Below are 13,453 nucleotides of genomic sequence, written 5' to 3'. Positions count from 1 at the left end.
GGACCCCCACCCACCCTCCCACCAGGTCACCGCTCCCCGAACCGGCGCGCCGACCGCCTCCCTCTCCCCATCCCGTACGAGAACCGGGACCGGGCCCCGGTGCGTCTGAGAGCCCAGGGGCACAGGGTGAGCAGCGAGGCGAAGGAGCAGCCGGATGGCCTCAGAAGACGGGCCGAGGCCCGAGAGCCCGCTGTGGAAGTGGCTGGTCCTCGGGCCCACCGCCGTGATCGTGGCAGGTGCGCTGTGGTTCATCGCGGCCTTCGTCCTGGGCGACCCCTTGGACAACACCAGCGAGGTGCCGTGCTCGAAGGTGGCGTCCTTCGCCGGCGGCAAGCTGCCCGAGGAACGGACGGACGAGCACTGCACCGAGCGCAGCGCTCTGGACGTGCAGATGCGCGGCTCCTTCCGGATGCCGCGCGCCGCCGTCACCGAGTGGCTCGACACGTCCTTCCCCGGAAGCCGCAAGCACGATCTGTCGCGCTTCTCCTCCTGCGAGTGCGACATGGACCTGGACATCCAGACCCCACCGGCGGGCGCGAGGGCGGCCGCGGTGCAGATCACCATCGTCTACGAGAACGCGGACACCGCCTCCGTCGACCTCCTCGCCTTCACGGTGTGAACGACGGGAAGCCGAGACGGGGCTGCTCTATGCGACCGAGGCTGGTACTGACGAACCGGAAGAACCGGCACCCCGCATCTCGCCACGTTGACGCGCTCCATCACGGAATGTCGAAACGGGTGAGCGCCTTCGCGAACGGTTCACCGGTCCGGCGCGCGTACGTCATCCGCTCGCGTACCTCGCGCAGGGTGCGCGGCCGATATCCTGGGCCGCCGCAGCAGCCCTTGTGGAAGCGGACGCCGGCGTTCAGCAGGACGGAGAGTGTCCGCCAAGCCGCCGTGTCCCGACGCGGAGGCGCGGCGAAGGCGGACCCCACATGGACCAGCGGCTCGGCGCACCGTGGACAGATCCGCTGCCATTCCCCGACGTAGGGCTGCTTGTAGGAGCCTCGGCAGGGCAGGCAGACGTACGAAGTCTTCGCAGGGGGCATGCGGCCAGGTTAGGCACCACTCGCGAGGAATGCGACGAGATTACGGCGCCGGTTGAGGGCCTTCACCGATGGCCCGGGTGCCACTGCCGGCCTTCAACCACGGGCCGCCGGGCGGGCCAGGCGTTGGGCGAGGTCGATCAGTTCCGGCACACGTAGTACCCGGTCGCCGGCACCCGGCAGGGGAACGTGCAGCGGCTGCGTCCAGCGGGTGGGAATGGCGTCCATTCCATAGACCGCTCCGGCGAGGCCCCCGGTGACCGCGGCGACGGTATCGGTGTCGCCTCCGAGGTCCACGGCCGCGCGCACGGCATCCTCGTAGGAGGAGGTCGTGCGCAGGGCCCAAACGGCGGAAGCGAGGCACGGCCAGACCGCACCGTTGAACTCGGTGGCGTGGTCCGGCGTCCATCGCGGGGCGAGGACGTTGGCGTACCGCTCACGGTGGTCGGGGTGCACGTGCGCGAGCACCTCCGGGAGAGCGGCGAGCGGGTCTCCGCCGTCCAACGCGACGCGCAGGAGTTCGTGGTGGATGGCGGTGCCCTCCCAAGCCGCGCGGTCGCCGTGGGTCAGCGCGGCGATCCGGCGGGCGGCGTCCATGGTGGCCTGCCGTCCCTGGTCGGCGAAGTACACCGCGGAGGTGGTGGCACGCATGAGCGCCCCGTTTCCGGCCGCGTGGTGGTTCACCTTGTAGTGAGCCGCCGAGGCGAGGTTCCAGGGCTCGCCGTTGGCGAGGACGTCCTCCGTCTGCAGTCCGATGTCCTTGGGGCCGGCGGCTGCCCACCGTTGGAAACGGGCGAAGATGTCCGGTAGGTCCAGCCCGTGCCGCTCCAGCAGTGATTCACCGACGTGCAGGGCCATTTGCGTGTCGTCGGTCGCCTCGCCGGCCTCCCAGCCGCCTCCCCCGCACATCTCGCTTCCGAGGCCAGGTTCCGGAAACCGGGCGGAGAAGGCTCCGGGGAGCCCGAACTCGAACGGGGCGCCCAGCGCATCGCCCGCGGCCGATCCGACGACCGCCCCAACAGCCCGCTCCATCCGGCTCACCCGGGCAGCGTAACGAAATCCATCCATGCAACCCTCGCCGCCGGCTTTCCCAACTCGACCGATGGGGTCGCCGAATGAACGGGCGATGGGGGCCGGTGCGCCGGCCAACCGCCGCCCGACACGGCTGATCACCGCTCGACGTCATGGCAGAAGCGGCAGCCGTTCCAGTACGGCAGCGCGCTCGGCACGCGGTGATGTACGCATGAAGCCCGTGCCACCTCACTTGGGCGGGGAAAGGTCTCCTCCTGACACATGTCCGCGGTCGGCTCGAACGCCTCGACCATGGCTGGCTGGGTCGGCAGAGGGCATGCGCGTCGCGGCGAGGGCTCTCACCGTAGGCGGCGGGCGCTGACTTCCTGGTCGAGCCGCCAGGTGTGTCCGCCGTCGGTCGACCGTTCGTTGCGCCAGTGGAAGGTGTCGGCGGTGATGTCGGCGAAGGTCCAGCGGACGAGGTCGCCGCCGGCGGCGCGTTCCATGACGATCTCGTCGTCGATCTGACGGGCGTACATGTGCACCGGGTCGCCGTGGGCCGTGCCGTGGAAGGTGAACCGCCACAGTTGCAGGCGCGGGTCCCAGATGCGCACACACAGGCCGCACTCCTGGTCCGGAGCGCGCCCCTCGGCGGGGAGGTCCTCGCGCCCGGGCCACTGCCAGACGTCCAGGACCGCTCTGCCCTCCAGCGCGTAGCCGAACTCCCACTCGCCGCTGACCCGGCGGGCCGGCGACCCGTCGGCGGGGTAGTGGGTGATCTGGGTGGCCCAGTGCCCGGTCAGGCGCCCGAACTGCTCCATCTCGGTCGCGTACAGGGTGCTGGGGCCGTCGGCGAGCAGCGTCTTCATGCGTGCGTCTCCATGGTCGCGAGCGGGGTCAGGGCGGAGGCGAGGGAGTCGACGATGGGCGCGGCGTACGTGCCGTCCGGGTCGAGTTCCGGGTCGTAGATGGCGACGTCGAGCCCTACCACCCGGCCGGTGCCGACCAGGTTCGAGACGAGTTCGGTGAGCTGGGTGAAGTCCAGGCCGGGGCGGCCCGGGGAGTCCACCGCGGGCAGGACGCGTTCGTCGAGCACGTCGAGGTCCAGGTGGAGCCAGACGCGGTCCAGATCGCGCCGTTCCAGGTGGCGGATGACCCGCTCGCTCAGATCGGCGATGCCGGTCCGAGCGATCTCTCGGGCGGTGAACCGGGTGACCGGGGGTGTCTCCTCGCCCTCCTCCCGGTCACCGATCTGGACCACGTCCTCGTCGGCGACCAGGGGCCGGCCCACCACGGGCCAGTGGGTGAGCAGCAGTTCACCGCGGCCGGTGGCCAGGGCCAGATCCATGCCGGCCGCCGTGCCGAGGGTCGAACCGGCGTCGTGGTTGCCGGGGTGCCGGAAGTCGCTGTGCCCGTCGAGGTGGACCAGTCCGCAGCGTCCGTGGCGCCGGGCCCCCAGCAGGCATCCCAGCAGGATGCTGCAGTCACCGCCCAGTACGACCGCGAACCGGGAGGCGGCGAGCGCGGTCTGGACCGCCTCACCGAGCCGCAGGGCGTGCTCGCGGATGGACACCCCGTTGCGGATGCGGGTCGCCGGCTGCGCGTCGAACGCGTAGGGCGGGCGGTCGAGTTCCACCACCCGGGCCGGCCGCAGACGGGCTTCCATCCCCGCCGACAGCAGCGCTTGCGGAGCCCGCCACGTCCCGGGCTCGTGTCCCGGCGCGGGCGGTCGCAGGCCGAGATTCCAGGGGGCCGTGATGAGCTCGACGGCAGCGGCCATGAGCGGCGTCTCCTATCGACCGAGAGGCAATCCAACCGGATAACATCAGTACACTGGTTGGATTGATGGAGGCAAGCTCTGGAAAGGCGGGCATGCGTGACGGGAACCATCCAGCCCCACACCTTCAGGCCGCGTGACCTGGTCGGCGGGCACCTCGTCATCGACCTGCTGAACACCGTCACGGCGCGTGACGCGGGGCCGATCGACTGGCTCGACGGCTACCCGCGGCTGCTGGAATGGGCCGGCCTCACCGGTCACTTCGCCCCCGCCGACCTCACGGCCCTGCGGCGACTGGCCGAGTCCGAGCCCGCCGGGGCCGAGTCGGCCCTGGCCCGCACCCGCGAGCTGCGCGAGGCTCTGCACGAGCTGGTCACGGCACTGGTCGACCAGGGCGCTCCGGCTTCGGCGGAGGCGGTCGGCCGGGTGGAGGGCCACTGGAAGCAGGCGGTCGCCAGTGCGCGACTCACCGTCCGAGGGATCGTGCCGCGACTCCAGGTCGGTGTCGAGACCTCGGGGCTTGAGTACCTCCACCACGAACTCGCCCTGCAGGCGTTCGACCTGCTTCGGGCGCTGCCGCTGGAACGCACCCGTGTCTGCCCGGGTCAGCGCTGCGGCTGGGTGTTCATCGACAGCTCCCGGGGTGGCCGCCGCCGCTGGTGCGACATGGCCACCTGCGGCAACTCCGCCAAAGGCCGCACCCACTACCAGCGGAAGCGAGGAGAAGACACGGGCTCGGGCCGGCGGTAGGGGCGGCCGAGCCCTCCCGGTAACCCCGCCCGGCGCCGCAGTCCCGGGGGAGCCCGCCCCCTGCCCCGGCCCCGCTGCCCATCCGCGCGAGCGCTGAACACCGGGCTCAGCCGGGCGTGTGCTCGCGGGCGGTTGCCGCTGCCCGCTCGGCGGCCTCCGCGATGGCGGTGGCCGCGCGGGCGGCACGTCCGGTCGCGTGCCAGTCCTGGATGAGTTGGACGGTGGGGCCGGGCGGAAAGACGCCGAGCTGCCCGAGCAGGGTGACGTCGTCGCGGGTCGCCTCGTGTCGGACGATCTTTCCGTCCCGCAGCTGCAGCAGATGGACCTGCTCGGAGTCGATCTCGGCCCCGGTGGGCGGGATCGCCTGGTCGAGTACGCCGTCGCGGTAGCGGACGAAGGGGCCGGTGTGCCGACCCCGCATGTGCAGCCGTATCCACACCTGGTCGCCCTCGTGGGCCAGATCGGTGGCGGGGAAGCTCAGGTCGGTGAAGGCGGAGCGCAGCCACGCGCCCGACGCGAGTACGCCCGCGGGCCCGGGGAGTGAGCAGGCGGTGGGGGAGACGACTGCCTCGCGGTTGACGAAGTCCTGGTGCACGACCGCCGCGGCCAGCGCCGCGTCCCCGGTCGCCAGGACCGTGAAGAGTCCGCGGGCCGCGTCCTTGGCTGACATTCCCATCGGGTTCGGTTCCTCTCGCGCATGGGGCGGGTAGTCGCCCTGGTCAATATTCAGGTTATACACAACCTATTGAATAGGTCCATCGTTTCCATGGCTAGGCTGGCCCCATGCCGACCAAACGCAAGTACGTCTCACCCCGGAGGGAGCAGGCCGCCGCCCAGACGCGTGCGGAGATCCTCCAGTCGGCGACCCGGCTGTTCGCCGAACGCGGCTACGGGCGGGTGACCGTCGCGGACATCGCGGCCGAGGCGGGGGTCTCCTCGAAGGCCGTCTTCGCGAGCGCCGGCAGCAAGGGCGACATCCTCAACGAGATCGTCGACACGGCGGTACGGGCCTCCGGCTACGAGCAGGCGATGCGCGCCGTGCTGGCCGAGCGGGACCCGGAGTCCGCGCTCAGGGCGCTGGCCCACGGCACCCGGGTGGGGAACGAGGGCATGTTCACCGTGCATGAGGCGATCCACAAGGCACTGCCGTCACACGAGGACGGCGAGGCCCTGTGGGAGCGTGCCACCGCCGACTACCGCGCCGCCCTCCGCACCGCCGCGCGCCATCTGCACACCCTGGCACCGCCCGCCTGCCCGGAAGAGGAGACGGCGGACCTCCTGTGGTTCTGGTTCGGCCCGGGCGGCTGGCGCACCCTGGTCGCCGAGAACGGCTGGCCCTGGGACCGCGCCGAAGCGTTCCTCCTCCGCACCGCCCTCGCCACCCTGCGGACGCCGTGATCCCTGGTGGATCCGGTCGATACGCGGGCCGCGGCTCCGTAGGGGCCTGGCCCGCGGCCACGAAGCCGGAGAGCTGGGCGAACGGGCGCCACCGCCGACGTACCCCCTGGCCGGCCTACCGCGAGGTGGAAGTCTGATCACTGTCCTGTTGGCACGGAGGTGGCACGGAGAGTACGAGCGTGCGCGGAGCCTCTGATCGTGGGGGCGCGCGGTCGACGGTCTGGGTGCCCGGGATGCCCGATCGGGCCAGGGATTCGCCGCGCGGCCCAGCGAGCGCCGGCGCGGAAGCGGAGTGGGCGGATTCCAGCCCGCGGGAAGTCGTCGCTGGGCGCGATCGCCCGGCGATGCGCGGTGACGGTGGCACCGTCCTTCCCGGACGGCGCCCCAAGCTGGACGCCCTGGACGTGAGGGCACTCAGGCCGCGTCACAGCCCCGGTGTGTACGCACCGGGGTACGGGATCCACGAGGCAGTGAAGCCCGGGGCGGCTCTTCTGAGGCTGGAGACGACACGGCTTCGCGAGGGGATCCTCGATGGTGCGTGGTGGCCGCGATGCGGCGACATGGCCGCCGAACCCCCCAGTCTGGTCACCGCGGCTAGCCGGCATCCCGGCCCGATCACCCGCGTCGGACTGGACGCGAGTGCCCCTGAAGGGGCCTGGCCCTAGCCACCCCTGTGACCCATGTCCGTCCGGGGCACGAGCCGACCGCCCGCGCCCATGTGATCAGCTCGAACCGGGACGGGAACCGTCGGCCGCTTCCTGCGCGGCACGGCGGTACTCGGCGTTGATGCGCTGAGCTTCCTCAAGCTGGTCCTCAAGGATGACGATGCGGCAAGCAGCCTCGATCGGGGTTCCCCTGTCGACGAGCTCGCGGGCGCGAGCGGCGATCCGCAGTTGGTAGCGGGAGTACCGGCGATGTCCGCCTTCCGAGCGCAGCGGAGTGATCAGACGAGCCTCGCCGATGGCTCGGAGGAAGGCGGGGGTCGTGCCGAGCATTTCGGCGGCCCGGCCCATGGTGTATGCCGGGTAGTCGTCGTCGTCAAGACGATCGCTGAGTGGAGTGTCTGCTGCCATGTCACCTCGCTGTGCAAACGCGTCGAGGGGCCCTGGTGCCGTACGGCACCAGGGCCCCGAAGGAAATTCAACACCATCTGTCGGCCCTAATGCTGTGCCGACCTTCTGTTTCCGCTACCCGGCCCGTGAGGGGAGGGGTGCGGGGATCGCGGCTGCGTGACCGGGGACCACCATCCAATCCGGGGTCTTGCGGTACCCGGACCGAGAGCTTCCCGGGCCGGGCGATCCTGATGGCGTCTGCTCCTCCGTCCTTCCTCTCTGAACCAACCACTGGGTGAAGCGGGTACTGCGGTACTGCGTCGGTGATGCTGATGGCGGCCCCTCGACCAGCGGGCTGCCCAGTGCGGCTCTCAGCCCCGTCGCCATTCTGCGAACACCTTGGCTTCGGAGCTCCAGAGCCGCACTGACCTGCGAACTTCAGGTACTGCTACCCGCCAGTTCGTGTCTGCCGGGTCTCACTTGACCGTGTCAACGAGACAAAGACTAACCATGCCGGGACCCAATGTCTACTCTGACAAGAGTAGTTTTTGGTGTTCGCAGGTCGCAGGCATCCTGTGGCCCGCGATAACGGGTGGAACAAGTCGTCGTGGCGGCGAGAAGGCCGCGTGTGCCAGCGGTCCCCAAGGACCGCGTTCCCCTCGGCCACCGCGGGCAGCGAGAGCTGCTTCCCCTCCGCGTCCGGCCAGGAGCCTTCGTACGGACGGCGGAGACGGCGAGGCGGCGAAACGGCGGTGAGGGCCCCCGCCGACGCGCGTCGGCGGGGGCCCTCACCGGGTCCCTGGTGGCGGTTTTCCGCCTGTCACCACACCTCTGGGGAGGCGGCGCCCCCGAGCAGCGCCGATGCGGTTCGGAGCGGAGTGGGGACATCTACCGGAGCGGTCTCGCATTCGTCGTGGCAGGTGAAGCCGAGGCGGGTCATGGCCCGAACGACTTCGCCGCTGGTGAAGTCACGGCGGTCCTGTCGGGTGATGACCTGGCCTACTTGCTGGACCGGGTAGCGGCGGCGGCCGATGGTCACGGACTCACCTGTGACGAGCTCGGGCCTGACACCCTTCATCGAGGCCAGCACCCCGCTCCTGGTCAGCTCGAACGGATACCGGGCGATGACACAGCGCATGACGCCTCACAGAGAAGAAGACGAAGGAGGACAGGCTGGACTGGGCGAGGTGGATCAGCGGGCGAGGGTGAGGACGATCGGGGTCCGGGCCGTACTCACCGACGGCGCCGAGCCGAGCACCGGGCGAGGTGAACGGTCCGCCGGGGACGTCCTGTAGACGAATCCGGCCCGTGTAGCCGGGGCTGTCGCGGAGAACGGCGAGCCGGGCCAGGGTGATCAGGCCAGTGCTCTGGTCGTCCCCGCCGCAGAGGACGAGATGATCGACACGGCGCCTTCGCGGCCGAGCGCGGCCAACAGCCGTGCGGGCATGGCGAGGTCGGCGAACGACCCGACGGCGGGCAACGCGGGCGTGATCGTCTTCGGCGGCGCGAACTCGCCCCGCACGGCCCATCCGGCCTGACGATTCCCGTGGCCCATGGAACGGCGCGGACCACCGGAGCCGTTGGCGCCGGCGCCTCCTCCGGAGCGGTCATACGTGTGGGTTGTCTGGCCACGCTTCATACGGAACCTTCCTTGACGAGGCACGTGGCAAGGAATTCCCGCAGCAGATGAGCGGCGCAGAGAATCATCGAGACGAGCCGAATGCGAAGTGGGCTGAGTCGTGCCGACGGGGAACGTTTAACCGGTCGGAGGCGAGGTGGAGCCTTCCCGCCGCGCACCCTGAAAGGAGCGAGCTGGGGCCCGCACCCCAGAGGTGCGGGCCCCAGCTGCGAAGTAAGCGTCAGCGCCGGTGTCAGGCGGGAACGATGTTCTCGGCCGTCGGGCCCTTCTGGCCCTGCGCGATGTCGAACGACACCTTCTGGCCTTCCAGCAGCTCGCGGAAGCCCTGGGTAGCGATGTTCGAGTAGTGGGCGAAGACGTCGGCGCCGCCGCCGTCCTGCTCGATGAAGCCGAAGCCCTTTTCCGCGTTGAACCACTTCACGGTGCCAGTAGCCATGTCATTTCTCCTTGGGAGACGGTGTCAGGAATTCACCCTGTGTGAATTCCGTGTCGCCGTGATGATCACCCTGTCGGAAATGAACCTACTGGCAACCACACCTGCAACTGAGATCGACCGTAGCACGATGCGATCGGCCCTGCACGGTCGATAATTTCACTCCGGTCGACGGTCGATGAATATTCCCGGGACCCTGTGCCTATTTCTCATTTCACGGGAACAGATATTGATCCCCGTGGGTGCGGCCTTTTCTGCCATGCGCGTCCGCCCGCGGCCCCGTGACCTCCGTCGACGGGAGACGTGCCGCTGCCACTGTCGTCAGCGGATGGCACGGCAGCGGACGCGCCGGGACTGGACTCGGCGCACCACTCAAGTGGTGCGCGAGTGGCCCGCTAGCGCAACGAAAGGCCTAGACGAGCAAGGGACTGTGGTCGGACAGCCGGGGCGGCGAAAGCCTGGTGAGCGGGGCCGGCGGAACCGGGTAACGTCTTTGTCATGTTCTTCCAGACGCCGACTTACGAGTGAGAGCGTGATGGGCCCCTGCTGACGTCCTTCGACGTCGCCGCCCGTCCACACCGATGAATCCTTAGATCACTTCACATCACTACCGGGAGAACTCGTGACCGACAGCAAGAACATCAACAACCCCGTGGGCCAGGGCGGCGGCCGGCGCAAGAGGCTGTCCCGCGCCGAAAGGCAGAACAACGGTCCGCACCGCAACCTCGACCGCCAGGGTGCCGCCGAGCGGAAGGCGGAGCTGGTGCGCAAGATGCGCGAGAAGGTAGGCACAGCCGAGGGTGCCGGGCAGACGGGCGACGACACCGCACAGAGCTGACGCACCACCGCCGCAGGACGGCAGCGCATCGGGGCAGCCGTAGGTTCAGCAGCCCTGGCACGCGGGTCCGAAGAAGCCGGGACGGTGAAGGAGGCCCAGGTCGCTGACCTGGGCCTCCTCGCGCGAGCGGATGACGGGAATCGAACCCGCGCCACAAGCTTGGCAATCACCCGGCGCTTGAGGGAGCCGCATAGGGTCTGAGCTGGTGAAACGTTCGCTATGGGTCTCGTGGCGAGGTGGTTCGCCTCTCCCTTCTCGACCGCTGTTCGCCGTCCCTACTGGCACGTAGCGGCATGTGCCGGGCCCTGGTCGAGGGCCCGCTGTCCTCCTGCTGTGTCCCCCTCAGGTTGCCCGGGGGCGAGGAGCCGCCGCAGTGCCGTGGGTGTGTGACCGAGGTAGTGGCGCATGGTCCGGGTGAGGTGGGCCTGGTCGGAGAAGCCCAGGTCGGCGGCGAGGGCGGCGAGGCTTTCCTCGCCCGCGTCCAGACGGTCGAGGGCGTGGCTGACACGGACCCGGTTGCGATAGCGGGTCAGAGAGACTCCCAGCTCGCGGGTGAAGGCGCGGCTCAGACGGTAGGGCGAGACGCCGAGGAGCTCCGCGAGCGGCACCAGTCCCTCGGAAGCGGGGTGGGCCTCGCCGATCGCCCGCCGGGCCGCGGCGACAAGCGGCCCCTCGTCCCGGCCGGGGCGCACCCTGGTCGGGACGGCTCCGTCGACGACCTGTCCGACGGTGGCGGAGAGCAGCCGGAGGAGTTCCTCGGTCACCGCGTGGTCCACGTCGCCCGTGCGGGCGGACGCGAGGATGCGGCGGTGGGCCAGGTCGAGGCGGGCGTCCACGTACACGCTCTGTCGGGCCGGGCGGGCGTCCTCACCGGCCACGGCCTGCCACAGCGTGGGCGTCAGGCTGATCGAGGTGCACTCGTCGCCCCCGGCGGCCGGGTGTGCGAAGCGCTCCTCCTCACCCGGCGCGCCGAGATAGGCCGTCGTCGGGTCGATCTCGACCGGGGCGCCGGCCACCTGCCTGCGGAACCGGCCGCGCCGCACGATGACCACCCGGTAGTCCTCGCGCACCTCCGTCTGCGACCAGCGGGTGTGGTCGTCCCGGCAGCTCACGGCGGTGATGCGGAAGTCGGGCCGGGTGGCGAGGGCGGTGGTGGTGAGCACTCTTCGACGCTACGCGGGGGGTCTGACACCGGCCCGCCGCAAGGATGTTCAAGACCGGGACGGGACATGGCGAGCAAGCTGAGCGGCGTCGCACGTCATCCCGTACCGCACTCAAGGAGTCTCCGTCATGTCCGTTCTCGCGCACCTCAGCACCGTGGTCATCGATTGTGGGGACCCGGTCCGGCTCGCCGAGTTCTACAGCAAGGTCACCGGATGGGAGATCACCTCCATCGGCGAGGACTACGCCTCCCTGTCCTCCGGGGAGCAGCCCGGCCTGGCGTTCGTACGCATCGAGGGCTACCGGGCCCCGCGCTGGCCCGACGATGCCAAGCACGCCCACCTCGACCTCATGGTCACCGACCTGGAGGAGGCGGCCGGCCGGGTCCTCGCTCTCGGAGCGTCGAGGCCCGAGTTCCAGCCCGGCAAGGACCAGTGGGTCGTCCTCACCGATCCCGAGGGGCATCCGTTCTGCCTCGTCGCCGGCGCCTGACACGTCCCCCTGACACGTCCCCTGACAGGAGAAGGGCACATGGCTCACATCCACAAGGAATTCCTGATCGACAACTCCCCGGAAAACGTCTGGGAGGCCCTGCGAGAGGTCGGAGCCGTGCACCAGCGTCTGGTGCCGGGCTTCGTCACGGACACCCGCATGGAGGCGGACACCAGGATCGTGACCTTCGCGAACGGTGTGGTCGCGCACGAGCTGATCGTCGACATCGACGATGCGGCCCGCCGGGTGGCCTACGCGGTGGTCGGCGGTTCGATGGCGCCGAAGCATCATCACGCCTCGATGCAGGTCCTCGCCGACGCCGAAGGGCGCAGCCGGTTCGTCTGGACGACCGACGTGTCGCCGGATGAACTCGCCGCCCCCATCAGCGAGATGGCTGAGCAGGGCTCGCGCATCATGCGGGAGACGCTGAAGGTTGCCCCGGGCCGGGCGGGCAGGTAGGAACCTCGGGGCAGGTGGTGCAGGGGTGGTGCAAGACGCTTAGAGAGGTCTGGGCACGATGAAGGCCCAGGTCGCTGACCTGGGCCTTCATGCAAGAGCGGGTGACGAGAATCGAACTCGCGCTCTGAGCTTGGGAATCACCGGGCGACCGGCGCTGATCATTCCTCTGATCAGCGGAAACGAGTGCAGACGGTGGGCTGATGGGCCTGCGGCAGTACTCGTCATTGACCGCTGTTTACCGCCGTATCTGGTGCGCTTCTGGTGCGGCGGGGGACGCTACGCGGCTGCTCAGGCGGCCTCCTGAAGTGCCCATCCTGGCTCACCCTGCCGCAGCCAAGCGGGCCGATCGCATGCAGGCGGGCGCCTTGGTCGCTGATCAGCCGAGCCATGTGACGCGGGTGATCACAACGAGTTCGAGCCGCTCCAGGGCCATGAACATGAAGAAGCCCCGCCCTCCGAAAATGTCCTGTGTCCGCAAACCTCCGCCATGCGGGTTTCCGCGACCGACGTCGACCGCATCGCGGCCCAGGACCGTCAGTTGCTCAGCCAGGCGCTCTACCTCGGCCACGACCTCGTGAGGCAGACCGCCCACGACATGCTCGGCATCGGGGTCGTAGTCCCAGGTCCAGTTATCGCTCACGTGGTGATCTCGCGCTGCGCCAGGTCTGTGATCTGTCGCATCTCGGCGAGTGCGGACCGCAGGGCCTCGCGGTCCGTTGTCTCTTCCGCTACGGCTTCCAGTTCACGCAGGCGCGCCGCTCGTGCGGGGTAGCGCTGGATGGCAACGAACTCTCCCCACCACAGCAGGAAGGTGCGCAGTGGAGCGATAGTGCTCTGAGCGGCGGCTTGTTCGACCGCGCGGTCGAGGTGCTCGATGAAGGAAGGCAACTGGGCGGGGGCGATCTGGGCGATCGCTGCGCGGAGCGCGGCCGGGGTGAGTGCCGGCATGGGGATCAGGGGCCCGTCGGGGGCGGAGGGCTGCTCGGTCATCGGAACGTCTCCTGGGCGGCAGTCTGCGTGATCATCGTGAGCCTGGCCGTTGTTGCGGACCCTGGGCCGAGCCTACGCCCGTGCCTCATCCGCCGCGCAACACCTGACGTGTCTCGATCGCTGTGGCCACGTGTCGTCGCGTTGTGCTGGTCTTGGCGCGTCATCGCGAGTCGCCGGAGACGCCAGTGAATCCTGGAAATGAAGAAGCCCCGGGCTGGTGGCCTGGGGCTTTGTACTGGAGCGGGTGACGAGAATCGAACTCGCGCTCTGAGCTTGGGAAGCTCATGTTCTACCATTAAACTACACCCGCGAAGAGGCGACGATCTTGCTCCGCCTCGCCGTCGCCCACTGTACCTCATCCCCGACCCCGGACGCATGCGTCGCGGGGTCGGGGATGAGGTACAGTG

At 69.7% G+C, this 13,453-nt stretch carries 18 protein-coding genes, 1 tRNA gene and 1 pseudogene; 7 read left to right on the top strand and 13 right to left on the bottom strand.

Annotated elements, in window-relative coordinates; all coding sequences use genetic code 11:
- The first annotated feature begins 154 nt into the window (after positions 1-154).
- Positions 155-619, top strand: a complete 465-nt coding sequence (locus E4099_RS18985; RefSeq protein WP_135340290.1) for a hypothetical protein — start codon at positions 155-157, stop codon at positions 617-619.
- 100 nt (positions 620-719) lie between these two features.
- Here the strand turns inward: E4099_RS18985 and E4099_RS18980 are convergent, their stop codons facing one another.
- The 4 genes from E4099_RS18980 to E4099_RS18965 form a co-directional block, all read right to left on the bottom strand.
- Positions 720-1,049: a deoxyxylulose-5-phosphate synthase gene (locus E4099_RS18980; RefSeq protein WP_135340289.1), complete on the bottom strand. Its 330-nt coding sequence runs from the start codon at positions 1,047-1,049 to the stop codon at positions 720-722.
- 93 nt (positions 1,050-1,142) lie between these two features.
- A complete protein-coding gene (locus E4099_RS18975; RefSeq protein ID WP_386389036.1) occupies positions 1,143-2,078 on the bottom strand; it encodes an ADP-ribosylglycohydrolase family protein in 936 nt (311 codons plus the stop codon).
- A gap of 338 nt (positions 2,079-2,416) precedes the next feature.
- The gene (locus tag E4099_RS18970; RefSeq protein ID WP_135340287.1) at positions 2,417-2,926 is read right to left on the bottom strand and encodes a hypothetical protein; all 510 of its coding nucleotides are present in this window, start codon (positions 2,924-2,926) and stop codon (positions 2,417-2,419) included.
- A complete protein-coding gene (locus tag E4099_RS18965) occupies positions 2,923-3,837 on the bottom strand; it encodes an arginase family protein (protein WP_135340286.1) in 915 nt (304 codons plus the stop codon). Before E4099_RS18965 ends, E4099_RS18970 begins: the two co-directional genes overlap by 4 nt.
- Before the next feature lie 96 nt (positions 3,838-3,933).
- Between E4099_RS18965 and E4099_RS18960 the strand changes: the two genes are divergently transcribed.
- A complete protein-coding gene (locus E4099_RS18960; RefSeq protein WP_135340285.1) occupies positions 3,934-4,584 on the top strand; it encodes a CGNR zinc finger domain-containing protein in 651 nt (216 codons plus the stop codon).
- A 106-nt stretch (positions 4,585-4,690) separates the two neighbouring features.
- On the opposite strand, the gene E4099_RS18955 is transcribed toward E4099_RS18960, so the two are convergent.
- A complete protein-coding gene (locus E4099_RS18955) occupies positions 4,691-5,260 on the bottom strand; it encodes an ester cyclase (protein WP_135340284.1) in 570 nt (189 codons plus the stop codon).
- A 107-nt stretch (positions 5,261-5,367) separates the two neighbouring features.
- Between E4099_RS18955 and E4099_RS18950 the strand changes: the two genes are divergently transcribed.
- On the top strand, positions 5,368-5,982 hold the full coding sequence (locus E4099_RS18950) for a TetR/AcrR family transcriptional regulator (protein ID WP_135340283.1): 615 nt from the start codon (positions 5,368-5,370) through the stop codon (positions 5,980-5,982).
- Positions 5,983-6,386: 404 nt separating this feature from the next.
- Positions 6,387-6,635, top strand: a pseudogene (locus E4099_RS34290) (DUF5994 family protein); the annotation flags it as partial.
- Positions 6,636-6,704: 69 nt separating this feature from the next.
- On the opposite strand, the gene E4099_RS18940 reads toward E4099_RS34290, so the two are convergent.
- The 4 genes from E4099_RS18940 to E4099_RS18920 form a co-directional block, all read right to left on the bottom strand.
- Complete coding sequence (locus tag E4099_RS18940; protein WP_135340282.1) at positions 6,705-7,055, bottom strand: helix-turn-helix domain-containing protein; 351 nt, start codon at positions 7,053-7,055, stop codon at positions 6,705-6,707.
- Between the two features lie 799 nt (positions 7,056-7,854).
- Positions 7,855-8,172, bottom strand: coding sequence for an SCO5918 family protein (locus E4099_RS18935; RefSeq protein ID WP_135340281.1), 318 nt, complete (start codon positions 8,170-8,172; stop codon positions 7,855-7,857).
- A 216-nt stretch (positions 8,173-8,388) separates the two neighbouring features.
- Entirely contained in the window at positions 8,389-8,673 is a 285-nt protein-coding gene (locus tag E4099_RS18925; protein ID WP_386389038.1) for a hypothetical protein, read from the bottom strand.
- Between the two features lie 232 nt (positions 8,674-8,905).
- A complete protein-coding gene (locus E4099_RS18920) occupies positions 8,906-9,109 on the bottom strand; it encodes a cold-shock protein (protein ID WP_028799214.1) in 204 nt (67 codons plus the stop codon).
- Between the two features lie 619 nt (positions 9,110-9,728).
- Here E4099_RS18920 and E4099_RS18915 point away from each other — a divergent pair.
- Positions 9,729-9,944 (top strand): DUF6243 family protein, encoded by a 216-nt coding sequence (locus tag E4099_RS18915; RefSeq protein WP_135340280.1) that lies wholly within the window; start codon positions 9,729-9,731, stop codon positions 9,942-9,944.
- Between the two features lie 275 nt (positions 9,945-10,219).
- Here E4099_RS18915 and E4099_RS18910 read toward each other — a convergent pair whose 3' ends face one another.
- Positions 10,220-11,107 carry a helix-turn-helix domain-containing protein gene (locus E4099_RS18910; protein ID WP_135340279.1) on the bottom strand — a complete coding sequence of 296 codons (888 nt, stop codon included), beginning with the start codon at positions 11,105-11,107 and terminating at the stop codon, positions 10,220-10,222.
- Positions 11,108-11,234: 127 nt separating this feature from the next.
- Here E4099_RS18910 and E4099_RS18905 point away from each other — a divergent pair, with 127 nt between their 5' ends.
- Both E4099_RS18905 and E4099_RS18900 read left to right on the top strand, forming a co-directional pair.
- Positions 11,235-11,597, top strand: coding sequence for a VOC family protein (locus E4099_RS18905; RefSeq protein WP_135340278.1), 363 nt, complete (start codon positions 11,235-11,237; stop codon positions 11,595-11,597).
- Positions 11,598-11,636: 39 nt separating this feature from the next.
- Complete coding sequence (locus tag E4099_RS18900) at positions 11,637-12,056, top strand: SRPBCC family protein (protein ID WP_135340277.1); 420 nt, start codon at positions 11,637-11,639, stop codon at positions 12,054-12,056.
- A gap of 376 nt (positions 12,057-12,432) precedes the next feature.
- Here the strand turns inward: E4099_RS18900 and E4099_RS18895 are convergent, their stop codons facing one another.
- From E4099_RS18895 to E4099_RS18885, 3 genes are all read right to left on the bottom strand, one after another.
- Positions 12,433-12,696 (bottom strand): hypothetical protein, encoded by a 264-nt coding sequence (locus tag E4099_RS18895; protein WP_059146466.1) that lies wholly within the window; start codon positions 12,694-12,696, stop codon positions 12,433-12,435.
- Entirely contained in the window at positions 12,693-13,046 is a 354-nt protein-coding gene (locus E4099_RS18890; protein ID WP_135340276.1) for a hypothetical protein, read from the bottom strand. The genes E4099_RS18895 and E4099_RS18890 overlap by 4 nt, the downstream gene beginning before the upstream one ends.
- A 236-nt stretch (positions 13,047-13,282) precedes the next feature.
- Positions 13,283-13,356: transfer RNA gene (locus tag E4099_RS18885), tRNA-Gly, on the bottom strand.
- Between the last annotated feature and the right edge of the window lie 97 nt (positions 13,357-13,453).

Source organism: Streptomyces palmae (assembly GCF_004684805.1).
GTDB lineage: Bacteria > Actinomycetota > Actinomycetes > Streptomycetales > Streptomycetaceae > Streptomyces > Streptomyces palmae.
This window is presented reverse-complemented; position numbering and strand designations above follow the sequence as displayed.

Coding starts and splice junctions, on each gene's coding strand:
- E4099_RS18985 (WP_135340290.1), top strand. CDS start 155: ATGGCCTCAGAAGACGGGCCGAGGCCCGAGAGCCCGCTGTGGAAGTGG.
- E4099_RS18980 (WP_135340289.1), bottom strand. CDS start 1,049: ATGCCCCCTGCGAAGACTTCGTACGTCTGCCTGCCCTGCCGAGGCTCC.
- E4099_RS18975 (WP_386389036.1), bottom strand. CDS start 2,078: ATGGAGCGGGCTGTTGGGGCGGTCGTCGGATCGGCCGCGGGCGATGCG.
- E4099_RS18970 (WP_135340287.1), bottom strand. CDS start 2,926: ATGAAGACGCTGCTCGCCGACGGCCCCAGCACCCTGTACGCGACCGAG.
- E4099_RS18965 (WP_135340286.1), bottom strand. CDS start 3,837: ATGGCCGCTGCCGTCGAGCTCATCACGGCCCCCTGGAATCTCGGCCTG.
- E4099_RS18955 (WP_135340284.1), bottom strand. CDS start 5,260: ATGGGAATGTCAGCCAAGGACGCGGCCCGCGGACTCTTCACGGTCCTG.
- E4099_RS18950 (WP_135340283.1), top strand. CDS start 5,368: ATGCCGACCAAACGCAAGTACGTCTCACCCCGGAGGGAGCAGGCCGCC.
- E4099_RS18940 (WP_135340282.1), bottom strand. CDS start 7,055: ATGGCAGCAGACACTCCACTCAGCGATCGTCTTGACGACGACGACTAC.
- E4099_RS18935 (WP_135340281.1), bottom strand. CDS start 8,172: ATGCGCTGTGTCATCGCCCGGTATCCGTTCGAGCTGACCAGGAGCGGG.
- E4099_RS18925 (WP_386389038.1), bottom strand. CDS start 8,673: ATGAAGCGTGGCCAGACAACCCACACGTATGACCGCTCCGGAGGAGGC.
- E4099_RS18920 (WP_028799214.1), bottom strand. CDS start 9,109: ATGGCTACTGGCACCGTGAAGTGGTTCAACGCGGAAAAGGGCTTCGGC.
- E4099_RS18905 (WP_135340278.1), top strand. CDS start 11,235: ATGTCCGTTCTCGCGCACCTCAGCACCGTGGTCATCGATTGTGGGGAC.
- E4099_RS18900 (WP_135340277.1), top strand. CDS start 11,637: ATGGCTCACATCCACAAGGAATTCCTGATCGACAACTCCCCGGAAAAC.
- E4099_RS18890 (WP_135340276.1), bottom strand. CDS start 13,046: ATGACCGAGCAGCCCTCCGCCCCCGACGGGCCCCTGATCCCCATGCCG.